Genomic DNA, 16,692 nt, shown 5'->3' with positions numbered 1-16,692 from the left:
ATGGACAGCAGCCTCACTCACTTCGTCGCCTACCCGCTGGCCATTGTCAGCCTGGCCTTCCTCTACCTGCGCGTGCTGCTGGAGTGCTGGCTGCATGGCAGGGCGGAGCAGCAATCGGCGGCGCGTCGTCAAATGCGTGATCAAACCCATAGCCACTGGGTTCCCGCCTTCGCGGGAACGACGGCATCGGGCGCGATCTCTCATCATCGTCATTCCCGCGAAGGCGGGAATCCAGTGTCGTCCGAAGCGTCGCAAAGTCGCTGGGTTCCCGCTTTTTCCCTCTCCCCCATCCCCTCTCCCGCGAGCGGGAGAGGGGAGCGCCGTGCGGCTTTGCCGGTTTTAAAGTTGGCGGGAACGACGGATGAGGGAGGCGTTCATGGCTAACGTCGTCGAATCCAAGAAAGCCTGCGCGGTCAATCCGCTCAAGATGAGCCAGCCGCTGGGCGCGTGCTACGCCTTCATGGGCGTCGACAACTGCATGCCCATGATGCACGGCTCGCAGGGCTGCACCTCGTTCGGCCTCGTGCTGCTGGTGCGCCACTTCAAGGAAGCCATCCCGCTGCAGACCACGGCGATGAACGAGGTGAGCACCATCCTCGGGGGCTTTGAGAACATCGAGCAGGCCGTGCTCAACATCAAGAAGCGCGCGAACCCCAGCGTCATCGCGATTGCGTCGACGGGCCTCACCGAGACCAAGGGTGACGATGTCGACGGTTATCTCAAGCGCATCCACAACAAGCATGGCGAAACACTGGACGGCACGAAGATCGTCTACGTGTCGACGCCTGACTACGTCGGCGCGCTGGAAGATGGCTGGGGCAAGGCTGTGCTGTCGCTGGTCGAGGCTTTCGCAGAGCCCGCTGCCGAGAAAGACGCGAAGCTGGTGAACGTGCTGCCCGGCAGCCATCTGACGCCGGCCGACATCGAAGAGCTGCGCGAGATCATCGAAGCCTTCGGTTTGCGTGCGATCTTCCTGCCCGATATCTCCGGCTCGCTCGACGGGCACATCCCCGAGAACTTCACGCCGACCACGCTGGGCGGTACCACGCTCGCGCAGATGCGCAGCATGAGTTCGGCAGTGGCCACACTCGCCATCGGCACGCAGATGACGGCGGCCGCCACGGCACTCGAAGACAAGGCCGGCGTGCCGTTCCGCGTCTTCGACCGCCTGTTGGGCCTCGGTGCTGTGGACGAACTGATGAGCCATCTCAGCCAGATCTCCGGTCAGCCGGTGCCCAACAAGTACCGTCGCCAGCGCGGCCGGTTGCAGGACGCGATGCTTGACGCGCACTTCTGGATCGGCAGCAAGAAGCTCGCCATTGGTGCCGAGCCTGATCTGCTGTTCTCGCTCGGCATGCTCGCCTACGAGATGGGGGCCGTGGTCACCGCAGCGGTGACGACCACGCATTCCGCCGTGCTCGCCGGCCTGCCCATCGAAGAAGTGCTGATCGGCGACCTCGAAGACCTCGAGACGCGCGCCAAGGCCACCGGCGCCGACGTCTTCATCACGCATTCCCATGGCCGCCAGGGCGCAGCGCGACTGGGTATTCCGCTGCTGCGCACCGGCCTGCCCATGTTCGATCGCCTCGGCGCCTCGCATGTCTGCATGGTCGGCTATCGCGGCACACGCGAGCTCATCACGCTGTGGGCCAACACCTTTCTCGAAGCCGAGCATGTGGCCCAGCCACACGACTGGCCACTTCCCGAAGAGAGCCTTGCTGCCGCCAAGGGTGGTTCCTGCGGTACGGGCTGTGGTTGCGCCAGCAGCCCCAGTGAGCAGTCAGCAATTGATTTTTCATAGGAGCGCATCATGAAAGTCGCCTTCTCCACGCAGGACAAGCAAAAGGTCGACGCCCACTTCGGCTGGGCCAAGCACATCGCCGTGTATGACGTCACCAAGGACGGCTACAGCTACATCGAGACCTTCGACTTCGGCGGCAAGCTCGACGAAGACGGCGACGAAGACAAGCTTGCACCCAAGCTCGAAGCCATCAAGGACGTCGCCATCGTGTACGTCGCCGCCATCGGCGGCTCGGCCGCCGCGCGCGTGGTGGCCAGCAAGATCCACCCGATCAAGGTGCCGCAACCCGAACCCATCATGGACATCCTCGAAAAGCTGCAGGAAGTCCTCAAGGGCACGCCCCCTCCCTGGCTGCGCAAGGTGATGCAGAAGGACGAGGCACGCGAACTCGATTTTGAAGACGAGGCTTGACTGAGAGGTAAATGAGACATGGCTGAAACACTGGAACTCACCGCTGAAGACGCAGCGGCACTTGAGACCCCCTTCATCAAGGAACTGATCAAGGTGTGGCGCGCGCAGGACACCCACGGCACCTGGGAAGGCAAGAGCGACACAAAGATGCTCGCGCCCTACATCCTCACGGCCGAAGCGCGCCGTGCGCTGCCCATCATGGGCGACCCGGATCCCGAAACGCTCTGGCACATCGAGCTGTTCTTCAACGCCGTCGGCCTCACCATCGAGCGCGCCTGCAAGGTGATGGTCACGCCGATGATGAAGATGTCGCACGAAGGCTTCGGCCGCCAGGTGCTCATCGCCGGCCGCCTGATCGTGGTGAACAAGCAACTGCGTGACGCCCACCGCTTCGGCTTCCCCACGCTCGCCAAGCTCGCCGAAGCTGGCACCAAGTACGTCGATGAAGGCGTGGGCATGGTGGAGAAATTCAAGGACGTAGCGACCTACAGCTAATCGCATCTGCAGGAGCGGGACTGCCGCTGTTGCCATGTAGGTGCGCCTTCAGGCGCACAAGTCCGGCTGAAGCCGGACCCACATTCAGCTATCGAGGCCGCAACCGCAGATTGAGCACGAAAGGAGCAAGCAATGGAAGACCTCGACACCCTCAAGGCACGAGTGAAGAAGCTCAACGCGCAGGCCACGCAGGCCAAGATGGATCTGCACGACCTGTCCGAAGACCTGCCGACCAACTGGGAAAAGATCCTCGAAGTTGCGCAGATTGCATTCGATTCTCACAAGGCGCTGATGGCAGCGCGCAAGGATCTGGCCGCTGCGACTGCCTGAGCAGCGCCACGATCGGAAAGAGCAACAGGCAGTACCGACCGCCCCGGCTTCCCCTCCTCCGGCTGGGGCGGTCACCCCGAAAGGAAAGCATCATGGCCATCTATTCCGTCACTTTGCCCAGCGGGCAGATCTTCACGCCGAAGTTCGTTGCCGACCTCAACCAGGAAACCTGTATCGGCTGTGCGCGCTGTGTGAAGGTCTGCGCGAACAACGTGCTGGCGCTCGCCGGCATGACAGAAGACGGCGAACTGATCCGCGTCGACCCGGAGAACGAGGACGACGATGACGAGTATGAACGCAAGGTCATGACCATCGCCACGCAGGCCAACTGCATCGGCTGCCAGGCCTGCTCGAAGGTCTGCCCCAAGAAGTGCTACACGCACGCACCGGCTGAAGTCTGAGTCACATCATGCTCGCGGGCGTCGTACAAGGCCTCACCCCCAGTCAGCCCGCTTCGTGCGGGGAGGGCGTGTCCGCCGCCGCCCTGCGTGACGCGCTGCTGCGCCTCGCACCGCGCCCGGCCTATGGCGTCAGCATTGCGCTCGCCGGCGTGGCAGCCGGCAGCTGGGTTACGCGCGGCCTGCACTGCCTGCCGTTCTTCGGCCTCGATGCCGCGCAGACGCGCGAGCTGCTCGAAACACACTTTCCCGGCTGCACGCAGGCGCTGTCGCTGAGCTGGCAGTCGCTGGCGTCACCCAGTGCATTCGACGATGCACTGGAACTCGAAGACATCGTCACGCTGCTGGTTGATTACCGCACCGTGGCGGACGACGACAGCCGCCATCTCGCACACGCCATCGCCACCGCCTGCGTAGGCGAAGACCACCTGTGGCAGGACATGCACTTGCCGTCGCGCAGGATTCTCTCCGAACTCCTGCACGGCTTCTTCACCACGCTGGCAGCGCGCAACCGGCAAGACATGAAGTGGAAGAAATTTCTCTATCTGCAACTCTGCGAGCGCGCCGAGATCCGTGTTTGCAAAGCGCCGAGTTGCGGCGTGTGCACGGACTACCAGGTGTGCTTCGGGCCGGAGGCCTGACGAACCCGGCGAGTCAGCCCCCAGCCCTGATTGCAGTCATTCCCGCGAAGGCACGCTGCTGTCCGGGGAATTCTCACGCCTTGCCGCCATGTCAATCGCACCCGAAGCAAGGTCGTTCGTAGGTGCGGTTTCAACCGCACAATTCCATGCCGCAGACCGCGCGACACCTCTGCTGAGCATGTTGGCGGATTGAAATTCACCCTGCCCTTGAGCCCGGCTGGCGCTTACTTTTTCGCGGGTACTGGCGCGGCATCATGCGTTTCCAGCGACGTATCCACACACGCCCAACCCGGCGCACTGGCGCGCCAGATGTTTGCCGTGGGTTTGATCGACGAAGGGTCGTCGAGTGTGCCCAGACGAACGACGGTCAGGCCCGCGCGCCCACTTGAATCTGAAAAGAGCTGGGTGCCGCAGGTGGGGCAGAAGCTGCGCGTGACCGTGTTGCCACTGTCAGCTGTTTTGTCGTGGCGGGCCAGAGTGCCGGTGACTTCGATGGCGGCGCTGGGGAACATGGCGTTCGCCGTGCCGTTCGAGGCGATCTTCTGGCAATCGCGGCACCAGCAGATGCGCGATGCGCCGGGCTCGGCGTTGATGCGATAGCGGATCTGGCCGCACAGGCAGCCGCCGGTATGGTTGCTCATGAGTGCTCCTTCGCTCGGGTTCCGCCCCGCCGGGAATGGAGGCGGCGTTCCCTGTGAATGTACCCGAGCGCGAGGAAAGTGGCAGCGATGATGAACGGCGAGCCGGGTAGCTCGCCGCCCCGAGCCGTGTTACTGGAATCGTCGGGTCAAGCCGAGGTAGAGGCTATGGACTTCCAGGTTGGCCCTGTGATCCAGGGTGCCCCCGCTATTGTTGGTCGAGGTGACATCGGTCGTGACCGAGGTGTAGCCGAATCGACTGTAGAGGTACTCGCCGCGCAGAGCCCAGCTTTTGCCCACGTTGTACTCGCCTCCGAAGCCAAGACTCCAGCCCAGCTTGTTCTTGGACCTTGAGCCCTGCGAATAGCCACTCCAGGCGTCGTCCACATAGGTCGTTTCCATCTTGATCCGCGTGGCAGCCAGTCCACCAGTCAAGTAGATCAGCCGGTTGTGGTCGGTGAGGCCTGCGCGCAGACGCAATCCGGCAAGCCAGTCGGCAGAGACTGATTGCTTGATTGTCATGCCCGTCCCGGCCGGTGCCACGGGGGAATCAAAGATCTCCCTCTTCTCATGATCCCTGTTGAAATACAGTGTGCTCGCGCTGGCTTCGACGCCAATAAACAGTTGGTTGAACTGTTGCCCGTAACCGAGTACCAGTCCCCCGCTGAGTCGCGACTGGGTTAGATCGTTGTTCCCCGTTCGGCCAATCTGTGCAGCGTCGAAGTTGTCGAAGTACTGCAGGCGACCGGTCGTGGTGACGGCGTTGGCGCGGCTGTAGGTCATCCCGAGGACGCCTCCTGCGCTGAAGCCCGACCATGTTGCCGCAGCTTCCGATTGCGCGAGTGCTGCGCCGCTGCCGCCAAAAGCCAGCACGATGGCGGTATATCGAAGTATCTTTTTCATGGTTCCTTCCGGGAGGGTCAGCAGAGAGTGGAGAGACTGCCGAGCAGGATGAGTGCGTGGCAGGTCTGCTAAACATCGGCTCCGGGAAAGCGTTCTGAAGGAATCGCTTCAGGGCGTAGCGTGTGTCAGGTCTTCAGCAGCTTCTTCCGCTCACCCGCCGAGAAGTTGCTCATATGCCCTTCCTTTGCGGCCTGGGCGCGGGCGCGCTGGATGATGCCTTTGCTTTTGCCGGGTTCGGCGGGCATGGAGACGAGTTTGTCGATTTCGGCGCTGCCGCAGTGGGGGCAGGCGGGGGTGTCGCTGCTGCGCACCAGCAGCTCGCTGGTTTTGTCGCAATCGCGACAATGGAAGTCGAACAGGGGCATCGCAAGGCTCCGGGGCTGGCGTATTACCCCTTCTGAGCAAGAGCAGTGCCGGTGGGAAAGGGAGTCGTCCGGGCTTCGAGGTGGGTGAGAGGCTGTCAAGAATCCAGACGCGTCATTCCCGCCTTAGCGGGAATGACGCATTCAGCGTATCCATTCCGGGCAGAGCAGGATGCGTGCATCGGGGCGCCTGGGGCCTGTGTTCGTCTGGCACGTTTATCGCTATGGTGGTAGATATATAGCGAGTGTGTCGTGATTGTCGGGGCGAGTCAGCGTCAGGCGGGCACGCCGAGAATGACGCTGGAGGACTTGATGACTGCCGTGGCCGTAACGCCTTCCCTGAGACCGAGTTCAACGACCGCATCGCGTGTGATGCTGGCGAAGACCTCGGTGCCGCCGGGCAGGGCGATGATGACTTCGGCGCTAACCGGGCCTTGCGTGACACGTTTGATGACGCCGGCGAGGCAGTTGCGCGCCGACAGCTTCATGCTCGGGCTGTCGGTCATGACCATCACGCTGGACGCCTTGACGATCGCGACAATCGGGGTGCCGATGCTGAGTCCCAGCGACGTGGCGCTGCTCTGTGTGATGGTGGCGACGAGCCTGTCACCGCCGCTGGTCGTGAGCGCGACTTCGGCACTGACCGGGCCGATGGTGATGTGGCTGACGGTAGCTGGAAAGGTGTTGCGAGCGCTGATGTTCATGTCGGCAGGCCTTGTGGCTGAGGGGATGAGGCGGACTTTAGCGGCGGTACCTGCGACGTCTCAACCATAACGGCGTCAATGGAACGATGATGATTTCAGGGGTTTGGCACGTCATGCAGTGTATTCGGAAATATATAGCGGTCGGGATTGCCATCACTGGGGAAAGGGTGCGATGAAAGCGCAACGCATGATCGGCCGCTTCGGCGTGGATCTGGCCGCCGGCAGTTTTCTGGGCGACACGCGCATCCGCCTGCTCGAAGCCATCGAGCAGTGCGGCTCGATTTCGCAGGCTGCACGCGAAGTGCCGCTGTCATACAAGGCGGCGTGGGATGCGATCGACGCGATGAACAACCTCGCCGAGCAGCCGCTGGTGGATCGTCTGGTCGGTGGCAAGCGCGGTGGCGGCACGCGGCTCACCGATTACGGACGGCGCGTGATTGCGCTGTATCGCGCGATGGAGGCGGAATACCAGCGCGCGCTCGACCGCGTCACGGCCAGCCTCAAGGACCCGGCTGCCGATGACCCGCAGGCCTTGCGCCGGCTGATGCGCAGCGTGGGTATCACGCCCAGCGCGCGCAACCAGTTCGTCGGCCCGGTGACGACGCTGCGGGCGGGCGAGGTGACCTACGAGGTGGGCATCCGCTTCGATGGCGTGAATGAAGTGATCGCGCAGATTTCTGCCGAGGGCGCCGAGCAGTTGCAGCTGGGCATTGGTCGCGAGCTGCATGCCTGGGTGAATGCCTCGGCCGTGATCCTGATGACGGATCGCAGCCTGCGCATCTCTGCACGCAACCAGTTGTGGGGTGTCGTGCAGCGCATCCACGAGGGGCCGGTGGCCGTCGACGTGGTGCTGGGCCTGCCGGGCGGGCGCACCGTCAGTGCGCTGATCACGCGCGATTCACTGACTGAACTGGGCCTGCGCGAAGGCGTCGAGGCCTGTGCCGTGTTCAAGGCATCCACCGTGATGCTGTGTGCGTTTGACTGAATCTGATTGCCATTGCTGAAAGGTCTCATCATGAAGAACCACTTTGCCCTGCTCGCTTTGTTATGTCTTGCTTCGCCAGCATTTGCCGATGAAGTGAAGGTGGCCGTGGCGGCCAATTTCACCGCACCCATGCAGAAGATCGCGGCGGACTTCGAGAAGGACACAGGGCACAAGGCCGTGGTGTCGACGGGTGCGACGGGGGCGTTTTACGCGCAGATCAGGAACGGCGCACCGTACGAGGTGTTTCTGTCGGCAGATGATGAAACGCCTGCGAGGCTGGAGGCCGAAGGCGCTGCCGTCAAGGGTAGCCGTTTCACGTATGCCATAGGCAAGCTGGTGCTGTGGAGTGCGAAGCCCGGCTTCGTTGATGACAAGGGTGAGGTATTGAAGAAGGGGGAGTTCAACAAGCTCTCGCTCGCCAACCCGAAGACTGCACCCTATGGGGCAGCAGGTATCGAGGTGCTCAGGAAGCTCGGCGTGCTGGATGGCGTGCAGGCGAAGATCGTGCAGGGCGAGAACATCTCGCAGGCTTTCCAGTTCGTGAGCACGGGCAATGCCGAGCTGGGCTTCGTCGCACTGTCGCAAGTGTGGCAGGACGGCGCGCTCAAAAGCGGTTCCGCCTGGATTGTGCCGGCGGGTGATTACACGCAGATCCGGCAGGATGCGGTGCTGCTCAATAACGGGGTCGGCAAGCCGGCTGCAGATGCGCTGCTGAAGTACCTGAAGACGGACAAGGCGCGCGCGGTGATCAAATCGTATGGGTATGCGTTTTGAAACCTCCAATACCGTCATTCCCGCGAAGGCGGGAATCCAGTGTCTTTCAAAGTCGCCGGGTTCCCTCCGCAGCCCTCTCCCGCCATGTGCGGGGGAGGGGAGCGTTGTGCGGCGATGCCGTGCATAAAGCTGGCGGGAACGACGAGCGTTCCGCAGGCTTCTCCGGTGCTCAACAAACAATGATTTCAGGTGCAAGGGTGCGACATGCTGGTTGAACAAGACTGGTCCGCCATCTGGCTGACCCTCAAGCTGGCCAGCACGGTAACCGTGCTGCTCTTGCTGCTGGGCACGCCCCTGGCCTGGTGGTTGGCCAATACGCACTCGCGGCTGCGCGGCACGGTGAGTGCGCTGGTGTCGATGCCGCTGGTGCTGCCTCCAACCGTGCTCGGCTTTTACCTGCTGTTGCTGATGGGGCCAAACGGGCCGCTTGGAAAGCTGACGCAATGGCTGGGCCTGGGGCTGCTGCCCTTTACGTTCTGGGGGCTTGTCGTGGCGTCGACCTTCTACTCCTTGCCTTTCGTGGTGCAGCCGATCCAGAACGCCATCGAGGCGATTGGCGTGCGTCCGCGGGAGGTGGCGGCCACCTTGCGCGCTTCGCCCTGGGATACGTTCTGGTCGGTGGTCGTACCGCTGGCGCGGCCGGGATTCCTGACCGCGGCGATTCTCGGTTTTGCGCACACCGTAGGGGAGTTCGGCGTGGTACTGATGATTGGCGGCAACATTCCGGGCATCACTCGCGTGGTGTCAGTCCAGATCTATGACCACGTCGAGGCGCTGGAGTATGCCCAGGCGCACTGGCTCTCTGGCGGCATGGTGCTGTTCTCTTTCATCGTGTTGCTGGCGCTGTACACCCTCAACCCGGATACACGGAGGGCGCGATCATGAGCGGGCGGGATCAGCGGCGTGGCGCGGATGAAGCACAGCGCAATCCGGGAGTGGCCGAGGTGCTCCCGGAGTCCGGCGTATCGCCTGCATCCGGGCTACGGCTGCGCGTGCAGCATGGCTTCCCCGGCTTCAGGCTGGATGTTGATCTGTCGCTGCCGGGCAAGGGCATCACGGTGTTGTTTGGCCATTCCGGTTCGGGCAAGACGACCTTGCTGCGTTGTGTGGCAGGGCTGGAGCGGGCGAGGGAGTCGCACATCGCGCTCAACGGTGAGTGCTGGCAGAAGGGGCGGGATTTCGCACCGACCTGGCGGCGCGCGATTGGCTATGTGTTTCAGGAGGCCAGCCTGTTCCCGCATCTCGATGTGCGCGGCAACCTCGCCTTCGGCATGAAGCGCGCTACCGGGCGTGTGAATGAAGACGAGATTCGGGTCATGGCGGACCGCTTCGGCATCGCGCATCTGCTGGCGCGCAAACCCGAGGGTTTGTCGGGCGGCGAACGGCAGCGCGTGGCAATTGCCCGGGCACTGCTGACGCGGCCGCAGCTGTTGCTGATGGATGAACCGCTGTCCGCACTCGACAACGCGCGCAAGCAGGAGATCCTGCCTTACCTCGAGCGACTGCATGATGAGCTGGAGATCCCGGTGCTCTACGTGACGCACCAGGTCGAGGAAGCCGCCCGCCTGGCTGATCACATCGTCTTGATGGAGCAAGGCCGCGTGCTGGCAACGGGGCCGGCAGCCGAAGTGCTGACGCGTCTGGACCTGCAAGGCAGCTTCAGCGACGAGATGGGGAGCGTGCTGGATGCGCGGGTCGTTGAGCGTGACGAGCACTACAGCCTGTCGCGCATCGCCTTTGCAGGTGGCAGCCTGCTTGTGGGGGGGGCGACACGCGCCATCGGCAGCAAGGTGCGCGCGCGTGTGCTGGCGCGCGATGTGAGTCTGGCTACCGTACAACCGGGGCCGAGTTCCATCCTCAATGCCGTACCGGCGACGGTGCTGGAGATTCGCGACGATGGCGTAGACAAGGTCAACGTGCGACTCGCCATCGGTGAGGCCGGGAGCGCCGAGGGGGCGATGCTGGTGTCACGCATCACGCGGCGTTCGCGCGATTTGCTCGCCCTCGAGGTCGGGCAGGCGGTGCACGCCCAGGTGAAGAGTGTGGCGCTGCTCACCTGAGCATGCCTACTGCAGCGAGCCTTAAAGGCGTGGAATCTCGCGCGCGGAGACCAGTTCGAAACCGCGATCTTCGCGACCACCACAATGGCCACCCGTGCTTCCGCGGATCAGTCGGCGCAGCCAGTTGCCATCGTGACAGCGCCAGGCTTCCAGTGATTCGGCTTCGAGCTGTCGCAACCAGGGCTGGTCTTCTTCGTCGAACTGTTCCTGCCACAGCGTATAGGTGTGGTGGTAGTAGCACAGCTCGCCGGCCGCATCGTAGCCGCGCCACTTGGATGCGGGAACGCTGTCGTCGTGGAAGGACTCTGTCGTGACGGGCGCGATGACCAGGTCTTGCAGCGTCAACGGCAAACGATGGTTCCAGTGCTCGGGTATGCGTTCCATGTGTGGCCTTTGTCGCGAATGAGGCAGCTGATTTCGTTGTAACTGTCGATATATAGCGATGGTGCAAGAAGAGTGCCCGTCGCTTTGCCGGAGCGTTGCCGATGAGCCTGAACCCCTACACCCTGCCCGACAGCCTGCTGGAGCAATTGCTGCAGGAAGATGCGCCGCAAGGCGATGCCACGACGCATGCGCTCGGAATAGGAGGGCGCCGCGGGCGCATGCTGTTTGCCGCACGCCACGAGATGCGTCTGTGCGGCAGCGAGGAGGCCGTGCGCATGGGCGCGCTGCGTGGCCTGCGGTGCGTGGGTGACGTCGCGGCGAGCGGCAGTGCGCTTGCCGCAGGTACACCGATCCTGACGCTGGAGGGAGACGTGGCGGGCTTGCAGCGGGTCTGGAAGACGGCGCAGACGTTCATGGAGTATCTCTCCGGCATTGCCAGCGGCACGGCCGCCATCGTCTCGGCGGCGCAGCGTGGTCGTGCCGGCTGCGCCGTAGCCTGCACGCGCAAGAACTTTCCGGGCACCAAGACGGCGGCGATCAAGGCCGTGCTGGCCGGCGGGGGCGTACCGCATCGCCTGAGCCTGTCTGAGACCTTGCTCGTGTTTGCCGAGCATCGCGTCTTTCTTGACGAGGAGCCCGCCGCTACAGTGGGGCGCCTGCATCAGCAATGGCCAGAGCGCGCCGTTGTGGTGGAGGTCGCAAGTGTTGATGAGGCCTTGTTGTGGGCCTCCGCAGGTGTCGACGTATTGCAGCTGGAGAAGTTCACGCCAGCCAGCGTGGCTGCGCTGCGCGCGGCACTGCCAGCGGGGACGCGCGCACGCCTGGCTGCCGCCGGCGGCGTGAAGGCTGACAATGCCGAGGATTACGCGCGCGCCGGTGCCGACTTCCTCGTAAGCAGCGCGCCATACTTTGCGCCACCGCGCGATGTGGCGGTCAGACTGACTGTTTGCGATTGACGCGCGCGTCGGGTTTGACCGCCCGGCATTCCGCCGGGTGGGCTTCATTTTTCAGCCAGATCTGCCGTTATGCCCGCCTGACCCTGAGACAGCTGGCCTTGCGCCGGGAGTGAGTTGCAGGCATGACGGAACACGGTACGCACGACGCTGCGCAACAACGCCCTGCCTGGGCTTTGTCGGCCTGGATGCGCGTCGGTGTGCTGTGTGTTGTGCTGGCAACCGTTCTGCCCATGCTGTTCTTTCTGGAGCGTTTCGCGCGCGAGGCGGTGGAGCGTCAAGCCGGTGAGGCGCTCAACCAGGTGGCATGGCAGATGCGCGATGCGCTGGACCGCGGCATGTGGGAGCGCTACATCGAAATCCGTCTGCTGGCAGGCCGTGAGGCCATCCGCGACGGGCGGCGACATCCCGCTGAGGCGCGTGCCGCGTTGGAGCAGCTCAAGACCAACGTGCCCGAATACGCCTGGATTGGTTTGACAGGAGCGGACGGCAAGGTTCAGGCAGCGACCGGAGGCCTGCTGGAAGGCGCGGACGTCAGTCAGCGTCCGTGGTTTGCCGGCGCACAACAGAAAGCCTTTGTGGGTGACGTGCACGCGGCACTGTTGCTCGAGAAGAAGCTGCCCAAGCAGGCAGAGCCCTGGCGCTTCGTTGACGTGGCGTTTCCCGTCGAAGGCAAGAACGGCAAATTTCAGGGAGTGGTGGGCGCGCACCTGAGCTGGACCTGGGCTGAGAAGCTGAACAAGCAATTGATCGAGCCGCGCGGCGAGGTGCTGAAGGCCGACATACTGGTATTGCGTGCGGACGGCGAGGTCTTGCTGGGGCCACAGGAAATGCGCGGCAGCAAGCTGACGCTGGAGAGCGTGCGGCGGGCGCAGCAGGTCGACAAGGGCTACCGGCTGGAAACGTGGCCCGATGGTCAGCGTTATGTGACGAGTTTTGTGCGGACGCGGGGCCATGGCAACTATCCAGGCCTGGGCTGGATCGTTCTGGCGCGCCGGCACGAAGCGGTCGCGCTGGCCGAGTACAAGACCCTGCAGTTACAGATAGGCGTGACCTGCGCTACCACGGGCGTGCTGGTGCTGGTTTTCGCCAGTTTGCTGGCGCGTCGTGTGGCCCGCCCGCTGGAAGCGCTCAGTGAGGCCGTGATGCAGCTGGCGACACACCCGGGCAAGGGTGAGATCCCCGAGCTGCGAGACTACCGCGAGGCCAGCGTGCTGTCGTGCGCGTTGAGGGATTCCCTGCAGGCCGAGGTGCGTCTGCTTGCCGAGCTGGAACAGCGTGTCGACGACCGCACGTCGGCTTTGGGCGAGGCCAACAGGCATCTCGGCCTCGCACTGGCCGAGAGAGCGGCGGCCGAGCTAACGGCGCGAGAGAGCGAGGAGAAGCTGAGGACAATTGCCGACAATCTGCCGGTGATGATTGCGTACCTGGACGAGTCGCGCTGCTACCGCTTCAACAACGAAGCCTATGGCGTGTTCTTTGGCCTGCCCGTTGCGGAGATCACAGGTCGGCGCATTGCCTCCTTGCTCGATGAGCAGGCACGGCAGCGCGTCGAAGAACACCTCGACAAGGTGTTCGCCGGCGAGGAGGTGCATTTCGAGAACTCGGTGATGCAGAGCGAGATGGAGCGCACGCTGGCCTGCAGCTTCATCCCTCACGCCAACGCAGAGGGCAAGGTGGTCGGCGTCTATGTGATGGCGCAGGACGTGACCCTGCGCAAGGCGCTTGAAAGACAGCTTGAACAACGTGCCTTGCAGGACGAGCTGACTCGGCTGCCAAACCGGCGTGCGCTGTTCGACCGCCTGCCGCAGGCCATGGCGCGTGCCGACCGCTGGGACAAGCCGGTCGGCGTGCTCTTCCTTGATCTTGATGGATTCAAGAAGATCAACGACACCATGGGGCACGAGATGGGGGACGAGCTGCTGCGCCAGTTCGCCGCTCGTCTGCAGGCGGCGGTGCGACAGACCGATACGGTGGCGCGTCTCGCGGGTGACGAATTCACGGTCCTGCTCGAAAGCCTGGCGATGGGAGCGGACCATGCGCAGGATGTTGCCCGCAAGATCATCTCGGCCATGCAGCAACCCTTCCAGCTCGGCAGTACGCCGGTGGTCATGACGACCAGCATCGGCATCGCCTTGTACCCGCCGCGTGCCGGCATCAGTCCGGACGAGCTGCTGGCGCGCGCTGACCACGCCATGTACGAAGCCAAGCGCGCCGGCAAGAACCAGTGCCGCTACGCGGCCTGAGGCGTGCGCAGTGTCGCCAGCAGGTTGGTCGCTGCCGTGGCCGCCGCCGAGGCATCGATGAACTTGCCGTAGTGCACCTGCCAGATCAGTTTTTCGAGGGCATCGACGAGCGGTTTCACGTCATCGAGCTTCACGTAGGCGGCATTCGCGTCAGCGCTTGCATCGCCGAAGTTCACGGTCTTCATGTTCATGGGGATTACTCCTGTCAGGGGTCGGCCTTGTATGTAATCGACCAGGCGCTGCGGGCCATCGCTGGCGCCTGGCGTGTGGAATCAGTTGCGGCTGCCCTCCAGCAAAGCGGCGATCACGTCATCGCCGAGACCTGAGGCGCCGCCATGCACTTGGCGGATCTTGTTTAACGCAGCGCTGGCTTCCTCTGTGCGTCCCTGGCGCAGCAGGATGAAAGCGAGCGCCTTGAGCGTAAACAGCCAGAAGCGCGCCGGTCCGGTATGGCTGAAGTCGGCGCAACCGGCCTCTGCTGCTTGCCAGTCGGCGGGCAGGCCTGCCTGTTGCGCCGCGTGCAGCAGACCACTGCGCGCAGCCTTCTCGGCCAGATCGAACTGACGGCGACTGGCGTGGTACTTGTAGAGCAGGTAGTACACGGGCAGGCAGTCGGGGCTGCTGACCTGAGCGGTCCAAAGCAGTGATTCGAATTCGGCGGGTGTCGCCGTAGCAAGCTGGTCGAGCATGCGCCGCGCCGCCGGCGTCAGTTCGCCGCCGAAGTATTCGTCAGAGGATTCGCCGGTAAAGAGGTTCACCACACAGCCTCGGGCGGCATCAGGCGTGCAACGGGCTCGCCACCGATGAGGTGCTTGTCGAAGATCTCGGCCACGTCGGCCGTTGTGACGTTGTTGTACATCACGCCTTCGGGATAGACGACCACGTTGGTGCCCGCATCGCAGGGTCCGAGGCAGCCCGAGTAGGTCACGGCAACCTTGTCATACACGCCGCGCTTCTGCAGCTCGCTCCAGAAGCTCTGCAGCACATCGCCGCAACCTTTCTGCTGGCAGGAGCCGCGCGGATGCCCTGCAGGACGGGACTGCGAGCAGACAAATACGTGACGGATTGGCTTGGCCATGATGGTTCCTTTCTGTTGCCGGGTGATGCGTTGCCGGTGGGGCCGGCAGGCTGATGGGGGTTCGGGTCAGGTTGTTGTGCGTCAGGTGGCTTATGCGATGAACTCCTCCCAGACTCCCTTTGTTGCGGGAGGGGCAGGTTGCGCGTTTGCAACCCAGGCGTTCCGCCTTGCCACCAGGCGGTCGGCGCGTGGTGGTTGGCTCCTCCCCTGACAAGGGGAGGTCGGGAGGGGTTGCTGTGCCGGGACTTACACGCTCAGTCGCACGATCCATTTCTCCAGGGCTTCGAGGTGGCCGGCGGCTTCGTGTTCGAAGACGCTTGCCACCTGGCTCAGTTCGTTGTCGGCCGTCAGTGCAGCGATGCTGGCGTAATACGCGTGGCTGCGGCGCTTGAGTTCGAGGGCCAGGGTCATCGCGCGGTGCAGTTCGAGCAGGGCGTCACTGCCCACGCGCACGGCACTGCGCGGGGCGGGCGCGCTGCGCTCGATGCGGTGCTGGTGAATGCTGGCGCGCATCTCCAGCCCGCCATTGGCGCTGGCTTCGGCGGCCTCCAGGCGGGTCAGTTCGGCGAGGCCCGAGAAGAAGGCTTCCAGCTCGCTGTCACCCGCTGCGAGTGCGCGTTGCGCAAAGGCCTCGTAATGACTGGCGGCCTCGCCTTCGAGCGCCACGACATTCGCCAGGAACAGTTTCGTGTTGCTCATGGCCAATCCCTCACGCCTTGACGGGCGTGCGTGCCAGCCACTGCTGCAGGGCTGCGACGTGCTCGGCTTCCTCCGCCGCGAACTCGCCCGCGACGCGACGCACTTCCGGGTCCTGGCTCAACTCGCTGACCTGTCTGTAGAACACGTGGCTGCGGTGCTCGCCCTGCAGGGCCATCAGCAGCGCCGTCTGCAGATCGACCATGCTCGACAGCGACTCCAGATCCGGCGCTTCGGGTGACACACCACCGAACCAGCGGAAGGCATTCGGATCGAGCTCGGGCAGTGCGTGCGAACCGCCCATGGCGACGGCTTCGTCCAGGTGCTTGTGGGCGAACACGGCCATCGTGCCGAAGAAGGCTGACGCCTCGCCATGACCTGCCTCGGTCATGGCAGCGTGCAGTTCCTGGTAGCGCTCGGCCGCTTCGCGTTCGAGCTGGATGGCGTGGGAGAGGAAGAGCTGGATCTCGTTCATGCTGGCGGGCCGAGGCGGATCAGGCAGCGGAGGGCAGGGTGGAGCGCAGGCTGTCGAGCGTGACACTCTGCTTGCCGTCGGTATCCTGGAATACCTTGAAGACCTTCTCCTGCGCCGGCGTCGACTTCACGAAGTCTTCGTAGGCTTGCGCCAGCAGGCTGCGATAGCGTGCGTACAGCGTCGCTTCGTCGCTGAGGCTGGCCAGCTCGGGGTCGCGGCGCAGGTACTGGTAGAAGCGCTTGAGAATGTGCAGGCGGCTGACATTGACGACCGACTGTTCGTAGCTCAGCGAGAAGAAGTCCAGGAACTCTTCTGCCGAAGAGAGCTTGGCGAGGCGGGTAGTGAGTTCGTTCATGGT

24 protein-coding genes are annotated in these 16,692 nt (G+C 63.7%); 13 read left to right on the top strand and 11 right to left on the bottom strand.

Features of this window, described 5'->3' with window-relative positions; all coding sequences use genetic code 11:
- The 7 genes from ABEA02_RS18700 (at position 1) to ABEA02_RS18670 (ending at position 4,076) form a co-directional block, all read left to right on the top strand.
- Complete coding sequence (locus ABEA02_RS18700; protein ID WP_345534619.1) at positions 1-384, top strand: hypothetical protein; 384 nt, start codon at positions 1-3, stop codon at positions 382-384.
- A complete protein-coding gene (nifN, locus tag ABEA02_RS18695) occupies positions 377-1,801 on the top strand; it encodes a nitrogenase iron-molybdenum cofactor biosynthesis protein NifN (RefSeq protein WP_345534618.1) in 1,425 nt (474 codons plus the stop codon). The genes ABEA02_RS18700 and nifN overlap by 8 nt, the downstream gene beginning before the upstream one ends.
- Positions 1,802-1,810: 9 nt before the next feature.
- Positions 1,811-2,212 carry a nitrogen fixation protein NifX gene (gene nifX / locus ABEA02_RS18690; RefSeq protein WP_345534617.1) on the top strand — a complete coding sequence of 134 codons (402 nt, stop codon included), beginning with the start codon at positions 1,811-1,813 and terminating at the stop codon, positions 2,210-2,212.
- An 18-nt stretch (positions 2,213-2,230) separates the two neighbouring features.
- Entirely contained in the window at positions 2,231-2,707 is a 477-nt protein-coding gene (locus tag ABEA02_RS18685; protein ID WP_345534616.1) for a NifX-associated nitrogen fixation protein, read from the top strand.
- Positions 2,708-2,839: 132 nt separating this feature from the next.
- Positions 2,840-3,037: a CCE_0567 family metalloprotein gene (locus ABEA02_RS18680; RefSeq protein ID WP_345534615.1), complete on the top strand. Its 198-nt coding sequence runs from the start codon at positions 2,840-2,842 to the stop codon at positions 3,035-3,037.
- A gap of 92 nt (positions 3,038-3,129) precedes the next feature.
- Positions 3,130-3,438: a ferredoxin III, nif-specific gene (gene fdxB / locus ABEA02_RS18675; RefSeq protein WP_345534614.1), complete on the top strand. Its 309-nt coding sequence runs from the start codon at positions 3,130-3,132 to the stop codon at positions 3,436-3,438.
- Between the two features lie 8 nt (positions 3,439-3,446).
- Positions 3,447-4,076 (top strand): nitrogen fixation protein NifQ, encoded by a 630-nt coding sequence (locus ABEA02_RS18670; protein ID WP_345534613.1) that lies wholly within the window; start codon positions 3,447-3,449, stop codon positions 4,074-4,076.
- Between the two features lie 224 nt (positions 4,077-4,300).
- Here ABEA02_RS18670 and ABEA02_RS18665 read toward each other — a convergent pair whose 3' ends face one another.
- The 4 genes from ABEA02_RS18665 to ABEA02_RS18650 form a co-directional block, all read right to left on the bottom strand.
- Positions 4,301-4,717: a GFA family protein gene (locus tag ABEA02_RS18665; protein ID WP_345534612.1), complete on the bottom strand. Its 417-nt coding sequence runs from the start codon at positions 4,715-4,717 to the stop codon at positions 4,301-4,303.
- A gap of 129 nt (positions 4,718-4,846) precedes the next feature.
- Positions 4,847-5,617: an outer membrane protein gene (locus tag ABEA02_RS18660; protein ID WP_345534611.1), complete on the bottom strand. Its 771-nt coding sequence runs from the start codon at positions 5,615-5,617 to the stop codon at positions 4,847-4,849.
- 125 nt (positions 5,618-5,742) lie between these two features.
- Positions 5,743-5,982 carry an FmdB family zinc ribbon protein gene (locus ABEA02_RS18655; RefSeq protein ID WP_345534610.1) on the bottom strand — a complete coding sequence of 80 codons (240 nt, stop codon included), beginning with the start codon at positions 5,980-5,982 and terminating at the stop codon, positions 5,743-5,745.
- A gap of 272 nt (positions 5,983-6,254) precedes the next feature.
- Positions 6,255-6,683 (bottom strand): TOBE domain-containing protein, encoded by a 429-nt coding sequence (locus ABEA02_RS18650; protein ID WP_345534609.1) that lies wholly within the window; start codon positions 6,681-6,683, stop codon positions 6,255-6,257.
- Between the two features lie 172 nt (positions 6,684-6,855).
- Here ABEA02_RS18650 and ABEA02_RS18645 point away from each other — a divergent pair, with 172 nt between their 5' ends.
- The 4 genes from ABEA02_RS18645 (at position 6,856) to modC (ending at position 10,502) form a co-directional block, all read left to right on the top strand.
- A complete protein-coding gene (locus ABEA02_RS18645) occupies positions 6,856-7,668 on the top strand; it encodes a TOBE domain-containing protein (RefSeq protein WP_345534608.1) in 813 nt (270 codons plus the stop codon).
- Between the two features lie 30 nt (positions 7,669-7,698).
- Positions 7,699-8,442 carry a molybdate ABC transporter substrate-binding protein gene (gene modA, locus ABEA02_RS18640; protein ID WP_345534607.1) on the top strand — a complete coding sequence of 248 codons (744 nt, stop codon included), beginning with the start codon at positions 7,699-7,701 and terminating at the stop codon, positions 8,440-8,442.
- Positions 8,443-8,646: 204 nt separating this feature from the next.
- Complete coding sequence (modB, locus tag ABEA02_RS18635) at positions 8,647-9,327, top strand: molybdate ABC transporter permease subunit (RefSeq protein ID WP_345534606.1); 681 nt, start codon at positions 8,647-8,649, stop codon at positions 9,325-9,327.
- Positions 9,324-10,502, top strand: a complete 1,179-nt coding sequence (gene modC / locus ABEA02_RS18630; RefSeq protein ID WP_345534605.1) for a molybdenum ABC transporter ATP-binding protein — start codon at positions 9,324-9,326, stop codon at positions 10,500-10,502. Before modB ends, modC begins: the two co-directional genes overlap by 4 nt.
- Positions 10,503-10,523: 21 nt before the next feature.
- On the opposite strand, the gene ABEA02_RS18625 is transcribed toward modC, so the two are convergent.
- Positions 10,524-10,886, bottom strand: coding sequence for a hypothetical protein (locus tag ABEA02_RS18625; RefSeq protein WP_345534604.1), 363 nt, complete (start codon positions 10,884-10,886; stop codon positions 10,524-10,526).
- A gap of 101 nt (positions 10,887-10,987) precedes the next feature.
- Between ABEA02_RS18625 and modD the strand changes: the two genes are divergently transcribed.
- Both modD and ABEA02_RS18615 read left to right on the top strand, forming a co-directional pair.
- The gene (gene modD / locus ABEA02_RS18620) at positions 10,988-11,842 is read left to right on the top strand and encodes a ModD protein (protein WP_345534603.1); all 855 of its coding nucleotides are present in this window, start codon (positions 10,988-10,990) and stop codon (positions 11,840-11,842) included.
- 122 nt (positions 11,843-11,964) lie between these two features.
- Positions 11,965-14,085 carry a diguanylate cyclase domain-containing protein gene (locus tag ABEA02_RS18615; protein ID WP_345534602.1) on the top strand — a complete coding sequence of 707 codons (2,121 nt, stop codon included), beginning with the start codon at positions 11,965-11,967 and terminating at the stop codon, positions 14,083-14,085.
- Here the strand turns inward: ABEA02_RS18615 and ABEA02_RS18610 are convergent.
- The 6 genes from ABEA02_RS18610 to nifW form a co-directional block, all read right to left on the bottom strand.
- Entirely contained in the window at positions 14,073-14,276 is a 204-nt protein-coding gene (locus ABEA02_RS18610) for a hypothetical protein (RefSeq protein WP_345534601.1), read from the bottom strand. The genes ABEA02_RS18615 and ABEA02_RS18610 overlap by 13 nt on opposite strands.
- An 81-nt stretch (positions 14,277-14,357) precedes the next feature.
- Positions 14,358-14,843, bottom strand: coding sequence for a hypothetical protein (locus tag ABEA02_RS18605; RefSeq protein ID WP_345534600.1), 486 nt, complete (start codon positions 14,841-14,843; stop codon positions 14,358-14,360).
- Entirely contained in the window at positions 14,840-15,163 is a 324-nt protein-coding gene (locus ABEA02_RS18600; RefSeq protein ID WP_345534599.1) for a (2Fe-2S) ferredoxin domain-containing protein, read from the bottom strand. Before ABEA02_RS18600 ends, ABEA02_RS18605 begins: the two co-directional genes overlap by 4 nt.
- 246 nt (positions 15,164-15,409) lie before the next feature.
- Complete coding sequence (locus ABEA02_RS18595; RefSeq protein ID WP_345534598.1) at positions 15,410-15,862, bottom strand: hypothetical protein; 453 nt, start codon at positions 15,860-15,862, stop codon at positions 15,410-15,412.
- Positions 15,863-15,872: 10 nt separating this feature from the next.
- Positions 15,873-16,334: a ferritin family protein gene (locus ABEA02_RS18590; RefSeq protein WP_345534597.1), complete on the bottom strand. Its 462-nt coding sequence runs from the start codon at positions 16,332-16,334 to the stop codon at positions 15,873-15,875.
- Positions 16,335-16,353: 19 nt separating this feature from the next.
- Positions 16,354-16,689 (bottom strand): nitrogenase stabilizing/protective protein NifW, encoded by a 336-nt coding sequence (gene nifW, locus ABEA02_RS18585; protein ID WP_345534596.1) that lies wholly within the window; start codon positions 16,687-16,689, stop codon positions 16,354-16,356.
- Positions 16,690-16,692: the final 3 nt, after the last annotated feature.

It is taken from the genome of Viridibacterium curvum (assembly GCF_039544165.1).
Lineage (GTDB): Bacteria > Pseudomonadota > Gammaproteobacteria > Burkholderiales > Rhodocyclaceae > Viridibacterium > Viridibacterium curvum.
This window is presented reverse-complemented; position numbering and strand designations above follow the sequence as displayed.